14 protein-coding genes are annotated in these 17,952 nt (G+C 41.2%); 13 read left to right on the top strand and 1 reads right to left on the bottom strand.

Going from position 1 to position 17,952, the window contains the following annotated elements; all coding sequences use genetic code 11:
- Window positions 1-73 precede the first annotated feature (73 nt).
- The gene (gene dauA / locus EL242_RS07600; RefSeq protein WP_126302156.1) at window positions 74-1,807 is read right to left on the bottom strand and encodes a C4-dicarboxylic acid transporter DauA; all 1,734 of its coding nucleotides are present in this window, start codon (window positions 1,805-1,807) and stop codon (window positions 74-76) included.
- A 241-nt stretch (window positions 1,808-2,048) separates the two neighbouring features.
- On the opposite strand from dauA, the gene EL242_RS07595 reads away from it, so the two are divergent.
- From EL242_RS07595 to aceF, 13 genes are all read left to right on the top strand, one after another.
- Window positions 2,049-2,981, top strand: a complete 933-nt coding sequence (locus EL242_RS07595; protein WP_126302155.1) for an ABC transporter permease — start codon at window positions 2,049-2,051, stop codon at window positions 2,979-2,981.
- A 1-nt stretch (window position 2,982) separates the two neighbouring features.
- Window positions 2,983-3,780, top strand: coding sequence for an ABC transporter ATP-binding protein (locus EL242_RS07590; RefSeq protein WP_126302154.1), 798 nt, complete (start codon window positions 2,983-2,985; stop codon window positions 3,778-3,780).
- A gap of 86 nt (window positions 3,781-3,866) precedes the next feature.
- A complete protein-coding gene (locus tag EL242_RS07585) occupies window positions 3,867-4,091 on the top strand; it encodes a hypothetical protein (RefSeq protein WP_126302153.1) in 225 nt (74 codons plus the stop codon).
- Between the two features lie 167 nt (window positions 4,092-4,258).
- Window positions 4,259-6,184 (top strand): ATP-dependent DNA helicase, encoded by a 1,926-nt coding sequence (locus EL242_RS07580; RefSeq protein ID WP_126302152.1) that lies wholly within the window; start codon window positions 4,259-4,261, stop codon window positions 6,182-6,184.
- 73 nt (window positions 6,185-6,257) lie between these two features.
- Window positions 6,258-6,623, top strand: a complete 366-nt coding sequence (locus EL242_RS07575) for a CidA/LrgA family protein (RefSeq protein WP_126302151.1) — start codon at window positions 6,258-6,260, stop codon at window positions 6,621-6,623.
- Window position 6,624: 1 nt separating this feature from the next.
- Complete coding sequence (locus tag EL242_RS07570; RefSeq protein WP_126302150.1) at window positions 6,625-7,311, top strand: LrgB family protein; 687 nt, start codon at window positions 6,625-6,627, stop codon at window positions 7,309-7,311.
- An 83-nt stretch (window positions 7,312-7,394) separates the two neighbouring features.
- Window positions 7,395-9,158, top strand: a complete 1,764-nt coding sequence (gene msbA / locus EL242_RS07565) for a lipid A ABC transporter ATP-binding protein/permease MsbA (protein WP_126302149.1) — start codon at window positions 7,395-7,397, stop codon at window positions 9,156-9,158.
- A gap of 86 nt (window positions 9,159-9,244) precedes the next feature.
- On the top strand, window positions 9,245-9,877 hold the full coding sequence (gene lolB / locus EL242_RS07560; RefSeq protein WP_126302148.1) for a lipoprotein insertase outer membrane protein LolB: 633 nt from the start codon (window positions 9,245-9,247) through the stop codon (window positions 9,875-9,877).
- Complete coding sequence (gene ispE / locus EL242_RS07555; protein ID WP_172595357.1) at window positions 9,865-10,719, top strand: 4-(cytidine 5'-diphospho)-2-C-methyl-D-erythritol kinase; 855 nt, start codon at window positions 9,865-9,867, stop codon at window positions 10,717-10,719. The genes lolB and ispE overlap by 13 nt, the downstream gene beginning before the upstream one ends.
- Window positions 10,720-10,744: 25 nt before the next feature.
- A complete protein-coding gene (locus EL242_RS07550) occupies window positions 10,745-11,695 on the top strand; it encodes a ribose-phosphate pyrophosphokinase (RefSeq protein WP_006250220.1) in 951 nt (316 codons plus the stop codon).
- A 78-nt stretch (window positions 11,696-11,773) separates the two neighbouring features.
- The gene (gene pyrD, locus EL242_RS07545; RefSeq protein WP_126302146.1) at window positions 11,774-12,784 is read left to right on the top strand and encodes a quinone-dependent dihydroorotate dehydrogenase; all 1,011 of its coding nucleotides are present in this window, start codon (window positions 11,774-11,776) and stop codon (window positions 12,782-12,784) included.
- Between the two features lie 364 nt (window positions 12,785-13,148).
- Complete coding sequence (aceE, locus tag EL242_RS07540; RefSeq protein WP_126302145.1) at window positions 13,149-15,806, top strand: pyruvate dehydrogenase (acetyl-transferring), homodimeric type; 2,658 nt, start codon at window positions 13,149-13,151, stop codon at window positions 15,804-15,806.
- Between the two features lie 203 nt (window positions 15,807-16,009).
- Window positions 16,010-17,914, top strand: a complete 1,905-nt coding sequence (gene aceF / locus EL242_RS07535; protein WP_126302144.1) for a pyruvate dehydrogenase complex dihydrolipoyllysine-residue acetyltransferase — start codon at window positions 16,010-16,012, stop codon at window positions 17,912-17,914.
- Window positions 17,915-17,952 lie beyond the last annotated feature (38 nt).

Here is a 17,952-nt window from a genome sequence, read left to right as displayed (position 1 = left end):
ATATTTTCGGAAAATGTTGCAATTTGCAAAAAGTTGGAAAATATGACCGCTTGTTTTATATCTGGAGTTATTCCTAGTTAGCCTGTCTGATTTTGTCGAAGGCAGATTCAAGATCGCTACTGAATTGAATTTGCTGGATTTCGTTTACCGTTTTTTGTGAGCGGACTAGCATTCTCATTGGCTGAAATTGCACATTACAGAGATGAAGTTGTTGATGTGGCAACATATGTTGTACAAAACGGGTGAGGGCGTGAATACCACCGGCGTCTAATACCGTCACGGCATCGCATTGCAGCACAATATGTTTAATTTGCTGATCGGTATGTACGGTTTTATTGTGTAAATCGGCAAAGAGATTATCAGCGGCAGCAAAAAATAACGGGCCACTGATACGATAAACCAATACATTATCCAAATCGGTTGGGTGAGCCATTTCAAAGGATTTCGTCATTTCTGCAATAGTACGGATAAATAGCAGGCTTGCCAGTAACACCCCTACCGTAATAGCAATCACCATATCAAATAATACCGTGAGGGTAATGCAAGTTAGTAAAACCGCAATTTCATTTTTACCTGAACGGCGGGTAAGTTGAATGATTTGTGGAATATCTGCCATATTCCAAGCTACCACCAATAATAGTGCAGCCATTGAGGAAAGGGGCAAATAGGAAAGTGCTTTAGCCAAAAAGAGTAGGGCGAATAAAACTAATAAGGCGTGAACCACACTAGAAATAGGGGAAACTGCCCCGGAACGAACATTGGCAGCCGATCTCGCAATCGCTGCTGTGGCGGTAATTCCCCCTAAAAATGGCGAGGCAATATTACCTAAGCCCTGGGCTAATAGTTCGTTGTTAGAGTGGTGCTTGGTATCGGTCATATTATCGCACACTACCGCACATAATAACGATTCGATAGCCCCAAGCATTGCCATTGAAAAGGCAGCCGGTAATAAGGCTTGAATGGTGGTTAAGTTCCAATCTATCCGATTTCCTTCCGCATTCGGGAGATTCCAAGGTAATACAAATTCAGGTAATACGCTTGGAATACCATACCCTGTGGTGCCGTCAGAGAGTGTGTAGTGGAATGCTGAGCCGATGGTAGCAACGTTTTGTCCGAAATGCATCAGCAATAATGATAACAGCGTGCCGATAAAGACAGCGGGTAAATGCCCGGGAATGGGTAGTCGTAGCTTATGCCAACGGGTTAAAACCAACAATGTTACGATACCCACTAAGCTATCAGCCCAACTTAGGGTCGGCAATGCTGAGAAAATAGCCTCTAGCTTGCCAAGATAGTGTTCGGGCATTTTTTCAATGCTTAAACCCAGAAAATCTTTGATTTGTAAGGTAGCAATTACAATGCCGATACCACAGGTAAAACCCAGTGTGACAGGTAGTGGAATATACTCAATTAACCGTCCTAATCGGAGTAATGCCATCAATACTAAAATTCCTCCGGAAAGCATTGTTGCCATGAGTAATCCACTTAATCCAAACTGCTGCGTGACGGGGTATAGAATCACCACAAAAGCGGCTGTCGGGCCTGAAATGTTAAATCTGGAACCGCCTGTCAGGGCAATCACAATCCCGGCAACAATCGCCGTATATAAACCGTGCTGTGGTGGTACACCGCTGGCAATCGCCAATGCCATAGATAACGGAATAGCAATAACGCCAACTGTTAAGCCTGAAATGATATCCCTGATTAAATGTTGTTTGCCATAACCTGCATTAAGCGCATCTTTTAATGCACTAAAAGGCTTGACTGCAAGGAAAGCATTTTTAGTTAAAAACCATTTATTTAACATAGAATGTTTGAGTGAAGAGAATGTTTCGCTTATTTTACTGCAATGAATAAAATTAAATTTGAGCTAACGCAAGAAAAAGTAGGAAAGACGAAATATGTTGGAGACAAGCGGTTGTTTTAGGCGAAAAATTTGCAAATACAAATAATTAGCTGATTTTATTTTGAAAATAGCGTAAAATGCCACTTTAATTTGTACTACTATAGTAGTGCATTTGTGTGATTTCATTAACTATAATAAACAAATGGACAGTCTTATTCATTTTTTGAGTGCCTTTTTAACTAATATCACTTGGATTGGGGCGTTAGAGCTGGGCTTAATTTATGCCCTTGTTGCCCTTGGGGTATTAATTTCTTATAAAATTCTGGATTTTCCGGATCTGACTGCAGACGGCAGTTTCCCTTTAGGTGGTGCGGTGTGTGTGATCAGCATTTTAAATCAAGTTGATCCTTGGCTGGCAACTTTATACGGCACGCTTGCCGGAGCAGTAGCCGGTATGGTTACTGCAAGTTTGCATATCGGCTTTAAAATTGAGAAATTGCTAGCCAGTATTTTAATGATGATCGCACTCTATTCAATTAATCTACGCATTATGGGAATGCCGAATATTGCTATTTTAGGCGAAACCACGATTTACGATGTAATGCCGATTGAAAGCGATCTACAGTTAGCCTTAGTACGATTAGTGATGGCATTGCTGGTTGTTATTATCGTAAAAGGTTTGTTTGACCTCTTTTTCGCCACTGAAATCGGTTTGGCGGTGCGGGCAACAGGTACTAATAGCCGAATGGCGAAAGCACAGGGTATTGCGATTAATAAAATGACGATTTTAGGTATGGCGATTTCCAATGCCTTAATTGCGCTAGGCGGTGCTTTGTATGTACAAAGCAACGGTGGTGTTGATATTTCGATTGGGGTAGGAACTATCGTGATTGGCTTGGCGGCGGTGATTATCGGTGAGGCGATTTTTTCGGTAAAACGGATTATTTGGCTTACCTTTGCGGTGATTATCGGCTCAATTCTTTATCGTTTCTTCATCGCTCTTGCCCTAAATAATGAAACCTTAAACGGCATTGGTTTTGGACCACAGGATCTGAATTTAATTACAGCGTTATTGGTGGTGATTGTATTAGCGGTTCCTCGAATTAAACACAAATTGCTCGGTAAGCGAGGTTAATATGATTGAACTCAATAACTTATTTATTACCTTCAATAAAGGAACTGCGATTGAAAACCCTGTGCTGAGAGGCTTATCCCTAAAAGTTGAGCAAGGCGAATTTGTGTCGGTAATTGGTAGCAATGGGGCAGGTAAATCGACAATGCTCAATGCAATTAGTGGTGATTGTTTGGTTGATAGTGGCGATATTATTATCCAAGGCAATAAAGTCAATAGCAGTACAACGTGGCAACGGGCAAATCAAGTCGCCCGAGTTTTCCAAGACCCGATGGCAGGCACCTGTGAAAGCTTGACGATTGAAGAAAATATGGCACTTGCTTACCAACGTGGACGTAAACGTGGGTTGGGCTTTGCGATTAAACGCCAAATGCGAGAGTTATTTAAAGACAAACTTGCTCTGTTAGGGCTGGGTTTGGAAAATCGGCTTACTGATCAAATGGGGCGTTTATCAGGTGGGCAACGCCAAGCGGTAAGTTTACTGATGGCATCACTTCAGCCATCTAATATTTTATTATTAGATGAACACACGGCAGCACTGGATCCGAAAACCACCGATTTTGTGCTGGAACTCACCAATAAAATTGTAAGAGAACAAAAACTTACCACACTAATGGTAACTCACTCAATGCGACAAGCTCTTGATTATGGTGATAGAACCGTGATGTTGCACCAAGGGCAAGTGGCGTTTGATGTTTCGGGGGAGCAACGGCAAAAAATGGACGTGCCGGATCTGTTACAACTTTTCCAACAAAGTCGCCACGAGCAGTTGAGTGACGATGGATTATTACTCGGCAATTAATTTTGCGATCTGCATCGAAAAAATGAATTTCTCCTTTTGTTTTTGGCTGTCAAATTTTAAATAATAAGCCCAAAAGGAGGTATTCAATGTTAAGTATTTTCAAAACGCCGGTAGAGAAAGAAACGCTAGACGATTGGGCTAAAATTTCGGTAGATGTAGCGAAAGTTGCGATTTTGGCTGTGCCTGTGGTAATCTATGGCAATGAATCAATTTTTTTGAAGATTTGTAACCTTATTTTTCTTGGGGTGAGTATTTATAGTGGTTTAAGTATTGCCAGAAAGTTAAGGATACTGATAAAAGGAGCAGCATAATGGAAGGAAATTTAGGATTAACAGCAGGTTTGGCAATCATTGCTTTGTTTATGCTAGGTTGCCTTTATATGGTGAATAAAATCTCCAAAAATCAATAATATTCAACTTTTCACAAGCGGTTGTTTTTGTAAAATATTTTGCAAATTCGACCGCTTGCCTGTTTTTAAATGACAAAATACGACGATAAAATTCAGCACGCATTTAGCGACAATGGGCTGCTTAGCCAAAATATCAGTGGATTTCGCCCACGCCAAGCACAGCTTGAAATGGCTCAAGCGGTCGCAAAAGCGGTAAAATTTGCGACACCTGTGGTGGTAGAGGCGGGGACCGGCACAGGCAAAACCTTTGCTTATCTGGTGCCGGCACTACTTTCAGGCAAGAAAACCATTCTTTCGACCGGTTCTAAAAACCTGCAAGATCAACTTTTCAACCGAGATCTTCCCACTATTCAAAAAGCCCTAAAATACAAAGGCAAAATTGCGTTACTCAAAGGACGGGCGAACTATTTGTGTTTAGAGCGTTTAGATCAAGTGACCGCAATGGGTGTATTGGGGGATAAATCCGTTCTTGCCGATTTGAAAAAAGTCAGCAAATGGCAAAATTCCACTAAAACAGGGGATTTAAGTGAATGTATTACCATTGCCGAAGATAGCCCGATTATACCGCAGTTAGTCAGCACCACCGAGAGTTGCTTAGGCTCGGATTGCCCGCATTTTAAAGATTGTTATGTGGTACAAGCCCGCCGTAAAGCAATGGATGCGGATGTAGTCGTGGTAAACCATCACCTATTTTGTGCCGATATGGCAGTAAAAGAGACCGGTTTTGGTGAGTTGATCCCTGAAGCTGAACTGGTGATTTTTGATGAAGCCCACCAACTGCCGGATATTGCCAGCCAATATTTTGGGCAATCGCTTTCTTCCCGCCAATTATTTGATATTTGTAAGGATACCAATATTGTTTACCGCACCGAACTCAAAGATCTGGCTCAATTAGGCAAAGCAGCTGATCACTTGACGAAAGTGGTACAAGATTTCCGATTATTGATGGGCGGAGAAGGTCAGATTCGTGGCAATTTGCGAGAGTTATTTCGCGATAAAAAAGTGGTTGATGGCTTGGTAAAAGTGGCTGAAAATATTGACTTTTTGAGTGAAGTGGTAAAAAAATCGCTGGGTCGGTCGGAAACCTTGGATAAAATTTTCGAGCGGTTGGCAGAAGTCAAAATTCAACTTAAAAAATTAATGGATACCGGTGTGACCGGCTATTGTTATTGGTATGAGGCGAATGGGCGATCCTTTGGGCTGCATATTACGCCGCTTACGGTGGCAGATAAATTTGGCGAGCAGTTGAAGAACCAGCAAATTGGTTGGGTGTTTACCTCAGCCACACTCGAAGTTGGTGGCAAATTCGATCATTTTTGCCAACGGCTAGGCATCGAAAATGCGGAGCAGTTGGTGTTACAAAGCCCGTTTGATTACCAAAATCAATCTTTACTCTGTGTGCCTCGCTACTTGCCGGATACTAATAAATCCAATACCTTAACTGCTCTCGGGCAATTATTAAAACCGGTGATTGAAGCAAATAAAGGACGTTGTTTCTTGCTTTGTACTTCCTATTATATGATGCGGGGTTTAGCCGACTTTTTACGCGAACACAGTTCGCTAAATGTATTGTTGCAAGGCGAAACCAGCAAAAGCCGGTTATTGGAAAAATTTGTGAAAGAAGATCACAGCGTATTGGTGGCAACCCAAAGTTTTTGGGAGGGGATTGATGTGCGGGGCGATGATTTATCGTTGGTGATTATTGATAAATTGCCTTTCACTTCACCAGACGAACCGTTACTCAAAGCCCGAATGGAAGATTGTAAAATACAGGGCGGCGATCCGTTTAACGATATTCAAATTCCGGAAGCGGTGATTACCCTCAAACAAGGCGTAGGGCGTTTAATTCGTGATGTGACCGATAGAGGTGTAGTGATTATTTGCGATTCCCGTTTGGTGATGCGAAATTATGGGCAAACTTTCTTGAAAAGTTTACCGCCGTCTAGACGCACCAGAGATTTGGGGAATGTTATTCAATTTTTGAAACAAAAATAGGGTTACAAGCGGTCAGATTTCTGCAGATTTTTGCAAAAAAACGGATAAAAATAACCGCTTGTTGAGGAGTTATATGTTGTCTACATTGCTGCGTATGGTTGCTTCTTTGGCATTGTTATTTGTGATGCTTTATTTAGGCAAGTTAATCGTTTATCTATTCCCCATCGGGATCCCGGATAGTATTTTAGGTATGCTTATCTTATTCGGCTGCTTGGTTATCGGCATTGTTAAAGTGGAATGGGTGATACCGAGCGCGAAACCGCTCACACGTTATATGACACTATTTTTCCTGCCGATTTGTGTCGAACTCATCGAACATCTTGAGCTGTTACGCCAAAATCTGAACACTTTTGTATTGGCAACGGCATTAAGCACCTTAGTTTCTGTGGTCGCGATTGGCGTGTTTGCACAGTGGATTTTTCATTACAAGAGAGGGTAAAATGAACTATCTTTACACTGTGTTGACGGTAATCATGTTTATTGCCGGTTTGAAAATCAGCCAAAAACTCAAGAGCAGTTTTCTGAACCCTTTCTTAATTGCACTCGCTTTGCTAATTGGTGTATTACTGATTTTTAATATCCCTTACCAAGACTATTATCAAGGTAATTCCCCCTTGAATAACTTACTTGGCGTTTCTGTTGTGGCACTTGCTTACCCTTTTTATGAACAATTACCCCATATCCGTAAAAAATGGCGGCAGATTGTCGTGATTTTGCTGTTTAGTACTATCATTACGATGATAACTGGGCTTGGGTTTTCATTATTATTTGGGGCAAGCCAAGAGATCTTAGCCGCCATTTTGCCTAAATCGGTATCAATGCCAATGGCAATTATTATTACGAATGAAATTAATGGAAATGTTGCAATCGCAGCGGTTGGGGTGATGATCGCAGGCTTAGTGGGATCTATTTTAGGCTTTACGCTTCTGCGCCTGGCAAAAGTAAGAAATGTGATGGCGATTGGGTTAAGTATGGGAGCTGCTTCCCACGCATTAGGCACGGCAAGATGCTTAGAGCATAGTATGAAAGCCGGTAGCTATAGTTCTATCGCATTAGTGGCTTGTGGTGTGCTGTCTTCTATATTTGCACCTTTAATATTTAACGTTATCGTCACGTTATGTTACTAAAAACAGTGAAATCTCAAACCTTATTTGGTAACTGGCTGAAATCAAGGTACAATACCGTGATTTTTCAATGAAAATAGAGAATTATGCAAGAACAAATAACACAAGAAAAAGATCTTTCTACGCTTAAAACCTTTAAGCGTTTATGGCCGACTATCAGCCCGTTTAAAGTAGGTCTGATTACAGGTGCTGTCGCTTTAGTATTAAATGCATTAGTGGATTCTAGTCTTATCTATCTCCTCAAACCCTTGCTAGATGAAGGCTTTGGGCAAGCTAATAATGATTTTCTGAAATTGATGGCGGTGCTTGTAGTAGTTTTTATTTTAGTGCGCGGTATTACCAATTATATTGCTAGTTACTGTTTAGCTTGGGTGTCAGGCAAGGTGGTAATGACATTACGCCGCCATATTTTTCAACATTTAATGTATATGCCGGTAAGCTATTTTGATAACAACCCGACCGGGCGTTTGCTCTCACGAGTGACTTACGATACCGAAATGGTGGCAAGTTCTGCTTCTCATTCTTTAGTGACTATTGTGCGAGAAGGGGCTTATCTGCTGTCATTGTTTGTGGTGATGATCTATACCAGTTGGCAGCTTTCTATTGTGTTATTTGTGATGGCTCCTATCATTGGGGTACTGATCAGTTTCGTTTCAAAATATTTTCGTCAATTAAGTCGCAATATCCAAAGTTCAATGGGGGAGCTTACTGTCACGACAGAACAAATGCTTAAAGGGCATAAGGTTGTACTTTCCTTTGGTGGGCAGGAAATTGAGAAAGCGCGTTTTGATCGAGTCAGTAATGATATGCGTCGTAAAGGGATGAAAGTCGTTTCTGCTGATGGCATTTCTGATGGTGTGGTACAGCTTATCGCCTCTTTTGCGTTATCTGCTGTGCTTTATGTTGCGACCTTCCCCGAGGTGATGAGTGAGAATTTAACCGCAGGTTCATTCACAGTAGTGTTTTCTTCGATGATGGCAATGTTACGTCCTCTAAAATCACTCACCAATGTGAACTCGCAATTCCAACGTGGAATGGCAGCCTGCCAAACGTTATTTGAATTTCTAGATTTAAAAACTGAAAAAGATCACGGCTTAATCTCCGTTGCTAAAGCTGAAGGCAATGTGGAATTTAAAAAGGTAAGCTTTAGTTATGAAGGTAAAGAGGAAAAAGCACTCGATAATATTTCTTTCACCATTCCTAAAGGCAAAACAGTAGCATTGGTTGGGCGTTCCGGCTCGGGTAAATCAACTATTGCCAATTTGCTTACCCGTTTTTATGATGTGACTGACGGTCAAATTTTGCTTGATGGAATTAACATTCAAGATTACCGCTTAAAAAACTTAAGAGAACAATGTTCAGTGGTTTCGCAGCAGGTGCATTTATTTAACGACACTGTTGCCAACAATATAGCCTATGCGGCCACCGATAAATACACTCGAGAAGAAATTATTGCCGCTGCAAAAGCTGCACACGCAATGGAATTTATCGAAAAACTGGAAAATGGTTTAGACACGGTGATCGGTGAAAACGGAGCAAGTCTTTCTGGTGGGCAACGCCAACGCTTGGCAATCGCTCGTGCATTACTGCGAAATTCTCCTGTGCTTGTGCTGGATGAAGCTACCTCTGCATTAGATACGGAGTCAGAAAGAGCGATCCAATCTGCACTTGAAGTGCTACAGAAAGATCGTACGGTGTTGGTCATAGCACACCGGTTATCAACGATTGAAAAAGCCGATGAAATTTTGGTGGTCGATCACGGAAATATCATCGAGCGTGGCAGCCATACGGAATTGTTAGCACAAGGTGGGGCTTATAAACAACTCCATAGTTTACAATTCGGAGCCTAATTTGTAGGGGAGAAATATGTTTCTCCCCAATTAATGATAAAAACAGGGCGAAAGATTTTTCGCCCCTACAATAATATTTAGACACTATGAAAAAACTGACAAAACTTTTATCTCTCAGTGCTTTGCTGGTTTTAACTGCCTGTAATTCGGTGTTAAATGCACCAACAGAGGTGCAACAACCAACAGTACAAATTCCGCATAACGATCCACAATGGCAGCAGCATTTAGCGAAACTGAGCCAAATTCAAGGCTATACTGCAACGGGGCAATTTGGCTATATTTCGCCTGAAGAGCGTTTTTCTTCTCATTTCAACTGGCGTTATACCAACCCAACCCAATTTGGGTTAGAACTTTCCTCTAATCTCTCGACTAAATCGCTAAAATTAGAGCGTAATAAACGAGGCTTAACTGTTTCAGACAGTGAGGGTAATAGCCGTTCTGATCGTGATATTGATGCGTTAATGCAAGAGATTATTGGTGTTTCGTTTCCTATCGATCAATTTGCCTATTGGGTAAAAGGCTTGCCTGAAAAAGATGGCAACTATATTGTGAATGAAAAACGCCAGCTGTCGCAATTTAGTTATCCGCTTAATGGCACGCTTTGGAAAGCAAGCTATGTGGAGTATCACGAAGATCGTGTACCAAACTTACCGAAGCTGATTGTGCTTGAAAACGGCACTCAAACATTGAAGATCCGCATTGAAAAATGGGCGTATTAATGAAGAAAGTCACCTTACCCAGCCCGGCAAAATTAAATCTGTTTTTATACATTACCAATAAGCGGGCAGACGGTTATCACGAGCTACAAACGCTGTTTCAGTTTTTAGATTTTGGCGATGAAATTGAGATTGAGGTTACGGATAGTCCGGAGATTGCGTTGCTCAATCCGATAGAGGGAGTTGCCAATGAAGACAATCTCATCTACCGAGCAGCAAAACTTTTGCAAAAAACGACCGCTTGTAGGCAAGGCTGCCGTATTGGAATCAAAAAAAACCTACCGATGGGCGGAGGTGTTGGTGGTGGATCTTCTAATGCTGCAACAGTATTAGTCGGTTTAAATCACTTGTGGAATACCGAGCTTTCATTGGAAAAATTGGCAGAATTAGGCTTAAGTTTAGGGGCTGATGTGCCGATATTTGTTAGAGGTATGGCTGCTTTTGCCGAAGGCGTGGGGGAGGTGTTAACCCCTTGTGATCCACAAGAAAAATGGTATGTAGTGCTAAAACCAGAAGTGTCGATTTCAACCGCAGCGGTGTTTACCGACCCGAATTTACCTAGAAATACGCCAAAACGCCCCTTAGCCGAATTATTATCTTTACCGTGGGAAAACGATTGCGAAAAAGTTGTACGAGAAAAGTATTCTGCGGTTGAAGATCTTATACAAGAATTGTTACAATATGCCCAGTTTAGGCTAACAGGCACAGGTGCTTGTATTTTCGCCGAATTTGAAACAAAAGCAGAAGCCGAGCAGGTTTTTGCACATAAACCGGAAGCCGTCTTCGGTTTTGTGGCGAAAGGGCAAAATATTTCGCCATTACATCAAATGTTATTCCAAATCTAACCATCTTAACCTTAAGGATCAATCCATGACAGATATTAAACTGTTTGCGGGCAACGCAACTCCGGAACTTGCTAATCGTATTGCAAAACATCTTTATACCTCATTAGGTAATGCAACAGTTGGTCGTTTTAGCGATGGTGAAATTCAAGTACAAATCAATGAAAATGTGCGTGGAGGCGATATTTTTATTGTGCAATCCACTTGTGCACCAACTAATGATAATTTAATGGAATTGATCGTGATGGTAGATGCGCTTCGCCGTGCATCAGCTGGTCGTATTACCGCAGTGATTCCGTATTTCGGTTATGCACGCCAAGACAGACGCGTGCGTTCAGCCCGTGTGCCAATTACCGCAAAAGTGATTGCTGATTTCTTATCCAGCGTAGGGGTAGATAGAGTCTTAACCTGCGACTTACACGCAGAGCAAATTCAAGGTTTCTTTGATGTGCCGGTAGATAACGTATTTGGTTCCCCTGTGTTAATCGATGATATTTTGAAAAAATCCGATTTGGTCAACCCTATCGTGGTTTCTCCAGATATTGGCGGGGTTGTTCGTGCAAGAGCGGTGGCAAAATTATTAAATGATACTGATATGGCAATTATTGATAAACGCCGTCCAAAAGCGAATGTATCACAAGTAATGCACATTATCGGTGATGTGGCTGATCGTGACTGTATTTTGGTTGATGATATGATTGATACTGGTGGTACTTTAGTCAAAGCGGCTGAAGCGCTGAAAGAACGTGGCGCCCGTCGTGTCTTTGCTTATGCCACACATGCAGTTTTTTCAGGCACTGCAGCACAAAATTTAGCGAATCCAGCTTTAGATGAAATTGTGGTAACTGATACTATTCCACTGAGTAATGAGATTAAAGCATTAAATAAAGTACGTGTTTTAACATTATCCGGTATGTTAGCAGAAGCAATTCGCCGTATTAGCAATGAAGAATCCATTTCAGCAATGTTTGATGCCTAATTTATGAGATAAAAACCCAGTCGAAAGATTGGGTTTTTCATATCTGTTCACTACTATATTTAGTTTAAGATAATTTGTATGTATTCCCTGATTCGTAAATTACTTTTTGCACTAGATGCGGAAAAAGCACATCAATTCTCTATTCAGGCACTTGCTTTAGCCGGAAAATCGCCTTTTTCGATTCTGCCAACACCCGATAATCCGACCCAAGTAATGGGACTCACGTTTAAAAATCCAATAGGGCTTGCAGCCGGAGCAGATAAAAACGGTGAAGCGATAGATGGTTTTGGGAAATTAGGATTTGGGTTTATTGAGGTTGGGACTGTCACCCCTCTCGCTCAAGACGGAAACCCTAAACCAAGGCAATTTCGTATTGTAGATGCAGAGGGAATTATTAACCGCAATGGATTTAATAATAAAGGCGTTGATGTTTTAGTCGAAAATGTAAAAAATGCAACCTATAGTGGTATTTTAGGTATTAATATTGGAAAAAATGCGGTTACACCAATTGAGCATAGCTTTGATGACTACCAAATTTGTTTGCGTAAGGTTTATCAATATGCGGATTATGTGGCGGTAAATATTTCATCACCTAATACCAAAAATTTGCGCAGTTTACAATATGGTGAGGCATTAGATGATTTACTACGAAACCTCAAAAATGAGCAGGCACAACTTGCGCAAAAAATGGGGAAATATCGACCGCTTGTCTTAAAAATTGCGCCTGATTTAACTGATGAAGAAATAGCTTCCGTGGCCGATAGCCTTGTTCGCTACCAAATTGATGGGGTGGTTGCCGGCAATACTACCTTGTCTCGTGAAAGTATTGCCGGATTACCGTATTCGGAACAACTGGGTGGATTAAGTGGCAAGCCATTACACTCATTAAGTACAAGGTTAATTTCAAAATTATCTGCCGAGTTGGGCGGGAGAATACCAATTATAGGTTGTGGGGGAGTCCATTCGTTAGAGAGTGGACAGGAGAAAGTGAATGCAGGTGCTAGTTTATTGCAAGTCTATTCCGCAATGATTTACCAAGGACCATCATTAATTCAAACCTTAGCTAAACACCTTAAGCTGAACAGCTAGGGATAGATTTCTAGTTAAAAATGATTGGTTAGGTTTATTTCTTTCATCTTAGCGGAACATGATGGCGGTATTAGCTATCTATCAAAAATAGACAAAATTGCCTATTTTTGCTATCTTGCACTGCAAATTTATCTACAAAATTTAAACAAATTTTATAAAATTATATAAAAATCGTTTAAAATCAAATAGATAATAAGTTTTAATTATGATTTTTAGTATATGCCTCAAGAGAGGTTTAATTCGGAAATTGTTGTTTTACTGAAATTTTTTCGATAATAATTGGTCTAAAAATCACCAAACAAACAAAATTTGTTAAAATTTTGTTATTTATCACCTCAATCGTTAATTTATAAGGAAGAATACTATGTCAGAGAACTTAAGAAATGACGTAGATCCAATCGAAACTCAGGATTGGTTAGCATCACTCGATTCATTAATTCGTGAAGAAGGTTTAGAGCGCGCTCAATTTATCATTGAACAAGTTATTAGCCAAGCTCGTGCAGGTGGCGTGGCATTACCAACAGGCGTAACAACAGATTATGTCAATACTATCCCTGTTTCCGAGCAGCCAGCTTATCCGGGTGATCATAAAATCGAACGTCGTATTCGTTCTGCGGTACGTTGGAATGCGATTGCGGCAGTACTTCGTAGCCAGAAGAAAGATCTTGACTTAGGTGGTCATATTTCAACTTTCCAATCTGCGGCAACGATGTATGAAGTGTGTTTTAACCATTTTTTCAAAGCACCAACCGAAAAAAATGGCGGTGATTTAGTCTTCTTCCAAGGTCACGCAGCACCGGGTATGTATGGTCGTGCGTTCTTAGAAGGTCGTATTACTGCAGAACAAATGGATAACTTCCGTCAAGAAGCATTTACAGACGGTTTATCTTCTTACCCACACCCTAAATTAATGCCTGAATTTTGGCAATTCTCTACCGTATCTATGGGTTTAGGACCGGTAAATGCTATTTACCAAGCTCGTTTCTTAAAATATTTAGAAAACCGTGGCCTAAAAGATACTTCGGCTCAAAAAGTATATGCATTCTTAGGCGATGGCGAAATGGATGAAATCGAATCTAAAGGTGCATTATCATTCGCCGGTCGTGAAAAATTAAATAACTTAATCTTTACTATTAGCTGTAACTTACAACGTTTAGACGGTCCGGTTAACGGTAACGGTAAAATCGTACAAGAATTAGAAGCTCTCTTTACCGGTTGTGGCTGGGAAGTGATTAAAGTGTTATGGGGCAGCGGTTGGGATAAACTGCTTGAAAAAGATACCTCAGGTAAACTTAAACAGTTAATGATGGAAGTACTTGATGGTGACTATTTAACCTTCAAATCCAAAAATGGTGCTTACGTACGTGAACACTTCTTCGGTCGTTACCCTGAAACTGCAGCATTAGTTGCCGATATGACAGACGATGAAATTTGGGCATTACGCCGTGGTGCGCACGATTCTGAAAAACTTTATGCTGCTTATGCAAAAGCACAAAAATCGGACAAACCGGTTGTCATTTTAGCTCACCAAGTGAAAGGCTACCGTATTCCTGAAGCGGAAAGTAAAAATACTGCTCACCAATCGAAAAAAATGTCATTAGATAGCTTAAAAGGCTTCCGTGACTACTTCGAGCTACCATTAACCGATGAGCAAGTAGAAAGCTTAGAATATGTACAATTCCCGGAAGGCTCTGAAGAGTACAACTACTTACACGGACAACGTAAAGCCTTAAACGGTTATGTGCCTGTACGTAAACCGAAATTTACGGTTGATTTCAAAGTGCCTGAATTAAGCGAATTCCAAGCATTATTGGATGAGCAACCACGTGGTATTTCAACCACAATGGCGTTCTCTCGCGTGTTGAATACTTTATTGAAAGATAAAAATATCGGTCAGCAAATCGTGCCTATTATTGCAGACGAAGCCCGTACTTTCGGTATGGAAGGCTTATTCCGTCAAATCGGTATTTACAACCCACACGGTCAAAACTATGTGCCGTCAGACCGTGATTTAGTGGCTTACTACCGTGAAGCAAAAGATGGTCAAGTATTACAAGAAGGTATCAATGAGTTAGGTGCAACAGCATCTTGGGTTGCTGCTGCAACTTCTTATTCTGTCAGCAACTTACCGATGATCCCATTCTTCATCTATTACTCAATGTTTGGTTTCCAACGTGTAGGCGATATGATGTGGTTAGCCGGTGACCAATTAGCCCGTGGCTTTATGATCGGTGGTACTTCAGGTCGTACAACATTAAACGGCGAAGGTTTACAACACGAAGATGGTCATAGCCATATTCAAGCAGGTGTAATCCCGAACTGCGTCACTTATGACCCTGCATTTGCCTTTGAGGTTGCGGTAATTGTTCAAGACGGTATTCGTCGTATGTATGGTGAAAACCAAGAAGATATCTTCTACTACATTACTACCTTAAATGAAATTACCGAACAGCCGGCAATGCCAGCAGGTGCGGAAGAAGGTATCCGTAAAGGTTTATATAAATTTGAAACCGTTGAGGGTAAAGGTAAAGGCCACGTACAATTATTAAGCTCAGGTGCAATTATGCGTCATGTACGTGCAGCAGCACAAATTCTAGCGAATGACTACGGCATTACAGCAGATGTATTCTCCGCACCATCATTCAATGAATTAGGTCGTGATGGAGCAGATGTGGCTCGTTGGAACTTATTACACCCAACTGAAACACCACGTGTACCGTACGTTGCTCAAGTGTTAAAAGATTTACCAACTGTTGCTTCAACCGACTACATGAAAATGTACGCAGAGCAAATCCGTGCTTATGTACCAAGCAAACACTATCACGTGTTAGGTACAGACGGTTTCGGTCGTTCAGACAGCCGTGCAAACTTACGTGAACACTTCGAAGTTGATGAGCGTTATGTAGTAGTTGCAGCCCTCGCTCAATTAGCGAAAGAAGGTACAGTTGAAAACAAAGTGGTTGCGGAAGCTATTACTAAATTCGGCTTAAATGTAGATCGTATTAACCCATTATATGCGTAATTTCTAATACTCTCTCCCTTGATGGGAGAGAGACAGCTAAAGGTTTCGTTTAGAAACTTTTAGCAGAGAGGGTATTAGTTTTATTTGCAAAAATGTTGAGAAAATCAACCGCTTGCATTCCCCTCTCCCTGATTTTTCTTCTTACAAAGAAAAATCTGTCCCTCCCACAATGGGAGAGGGGGTAACTCAAGAAGGATTTCAAAATGTCAAAACAAATTAATGTACCGGACATCGGTTCTGATGAAGTCAGCGTGACTGAAGTGATGGTAAAAGTTGGTGATACTATTTCAGTAGATCAATCAATTATTAATGTAGAAGGCGATAAAGCCTCTATGGAAGTGCCGGCTCCTGAAGCAGGTGTGGTAAAAGAAGTTTTAGTGAAAGTGGGTGATAAAGTTTCAACCGGTTCACCAATGTTAATTTTAGAGTCAGCAGATGCTGCTCCTGCTCAAGAAGCACCAAAAGCAGAAGCAGCTCCTGCTGCTCCAGTAGCAACAACTTCAGCCGTTGTTGAAGTAAATGTACCTGATATTGGTAGCGATGAAGTTAACGTAACCGAAATTATGGTTAAGGTAGGCGATAGTGTTGAAGTGGATCAATCTATCATCAATGTTGAAGGCGATAAAGCGTCAATGGAAGTACCTGCACCGGTTGCCGGCGTAGTAAAAGAAATCTTAATCAATGTGGGTGACAAAGTTTCAACCGGTAAATTGATTATGAAATTTGAAACTGCTTCAGCGGCTACAGCACAATCTGCACCGGTTGCGGAAGCTGCTCCAGCTCAAGCTTCGGCATCAGCGATTAAAGATGTAAATGTACCTGATATCGGCGGCGATGAAGTAAACGTAACTGAAATTATGGTTAAAGTGGGTGATTCTGTTTCAGAAGAACAATCTTTAATCACGGTTGAAGGTGATAAAGCTTCAATGGAAGTTCCGGCTCCATTTGCCGGTGTGGTGAAAGAAATTTTAGTGAAATCAGGTGATAAAGTTTTAACCGGTTCATTAATTATGAAATTTGAAGTAGCGGGTGCGGCACCGGCTCCTGTAGCTGCTCAAGCGGCTTCAGCTCCTGCTCCACAAGCAGCTGCTCCGGCGAAAGCTGATGTAGCACCAGCAGGCCAAAACCAATCAGGTTTAAGCCAAGAGCAAGTGGTGGCTTCAGCCGGCTATGCACATGCAACACCGGTTATCCGCCGTTTAGCTCGTGAGTTTGGTGTAAACTTAGACAAAGTGAAAGGTACAGGTCGTAAAGGTCGTATCGTAAAAGAAGATATTCAAGCCTATGTAAAAACTGCGGTTCAAGTATTTGAAAAACAAGGTGGTACAGCCGCTGCTGCGACCGGTGCGGCAAATGGTGCCGGCTTAGGCTTATTACCATGGCCGAAAGTGGACTTCAGCAAATTCGGTGAAGTAGAAGAAGTTGAATTAAGCCGTATCAATAAGATTTCGGGTGCAAACTTACACCGTAACTGGGTAATGATTCCGCACGTTACACACTTCGACCGTACCGACATTACCGAGTTAGAAAACTTCCGTAAAGAGCAAAATAAAGAAGCGGAAAAACGTAAATTAGATGTGAAGATCACACCTGTAGTGTTCATTATGAAAGCAGTAGCAAGTGCATTAGAAGCGTTCCCACGTTTCAATAGCTCAATTTCTGAAGATGCACAACGTTTAACATTGAAAAAATACATCAACATCGGCGTTGCGGTTGATACACCAAACGGCTTAGTTGTTCCGGTATTTAAAAATGTGAACAAAAAAGGCATTATCGAGCTTTCTCGTGAATTAATGGAAGTTTCGAAAAAAGCCCGTGAAGGTAAATTAACGGCTTCAGATATGCAAGGCGGTTGTTTCACTATTTCAAGTTTAGGCGGTATTGGTACAACTCACTTTACACCGATTGTAAATGCTCCTGAAGTAGCAATTTTAGGTGTGTCTAAATCTGAAATGCAGCCGATTTGGAACGGCAAAGAGTTTGAACCTCGCTTAATGCTTCCATTGTCATTATCATTCGACCACCGTGTAATCGATGGTGCAGATGGTGCGAGATTCTTAAGCTACATTAATAGCGTGTTGGCAGATATTCGTCGTTTAGTGATGTAATTCGGTAAAGCTCCTCCTAAAAAGCCCCTCTTTAGAAA

Origin of the sequence: Mannheimia haemolytica, from assembly GCA_900638155.1 — a bacterium.
Classification (GTDB): Bacteria; Pseudomonadota; Gammaproteobacteria; order Enterobacterales; family Pasteurellaceae; genus Mannheimia; species Mannheimia glucosida.
The sequence above is the reverse complement of the archived record's forward strand: the minus strand, read 5'-3'. Positions and strand labels throughout refer to the sequence as shown.

What these genes read in the sequence shown, in the direction of transcription:
- dauA (WP_126302156.1), bottom strand. Translation starts at nt 1,807, where the DNA reads ATGTTAAATAAATGGTTTTTAACTAAAAATGCTTTCCTTGCAGTCAAG.
- EL242_RS07595 (WP_126302155.1), top strand. Translation starts at nt 2,049, where the DNA reads ATGGACAGTCTTATTCATTTTTTGAGTGCCTTTTTAACTAATATCACT.
- EL242_RS07590 (WP_126302154.1), top strand. Translation starts at nt 2,983, where the DNA reads ATGATTGAACTCAATAACTTATTTATTACCTTCAATAAAGGAACTGCG.
- EL242_RS07585 (WP_126302153.1), top strand. Translation starts at nt 3,867, where the DNA reads ATGTTAAGTATTTTCAAAACGCCGGTAGAGAAAGAAACGCTAGACGAT.
- EL242_RS07580 (WP_126302152.1), top strand. Translation starts at nt 4,259, where the DNA reads ATGACAAAATACGACGATAAAATTCAGCACGCATTTAGCGACAATGGG.
- EL242_RS07575 (WP_126302151.1), top strand. Translation starts at nt 6,258, where the DNA reads ATGTTGTCTACATTGCTGCGTATGGTTGCTTCTTTGGCATTGTTATTT.
- EL242_RS07570 (WP_126302150.1), top strand. Translation starts at nt 6,625, where the DNA reads ATGAACTATCTTTACACTGTGTTGACGGTAATCATGTTTATTGCCGGT.
- msbA (WP_126302149.1), top strand. Translation starts at nt 7,395, where the DNA reads ATGCAAGAACAAATAACACAAGAAAAAGATCTTTCTACGCTTAAAACC.
- lolB (WP_126302148.1), top strand. Translation starts at nt 9,245, where the DNA reads ATGAAAAAACTGACAAAACTTTTATCTCTCAGTGCTTTGCTGGTTTTA.
- ispE (WP_172595357.1), top strand. Translation starts at nt 9,865, where the DNA reads ATGGGCGTATTAATGAAGAAAGTCACCTTACCCAGCCCGGCAAAATTA.
- EL242_RS07550 (WP_006250220.1), top strand. Translation starts at nt 10,745, where the DNA reads ATGACAGATATTAAACTGTTTGCGGGCAACGCAACTCCGGAACTTGCT.
- pyrD (WP_126302146.1), top strand. Translation starts at nt 11,774, where the DNA reads ATGTATTCCCTGATTCGTAAATTACTTTTTGCACTAGATGCGGAAAAA.
- aceE (WP_126302145.1), top strand. Translation starts at nt 13,149, where the DNA reads ATGTCAGAGAACTTAAGAAATGACGTAGATCCAATCGAAACTCAGGAT.
- aceF (WP_126302144.1), top strand. Translation starts at nt 16,010, where the DNA reads ATGTCAAAACAAATTAATGTACCGGACATCGGTTCTGATGAAGTCAGC.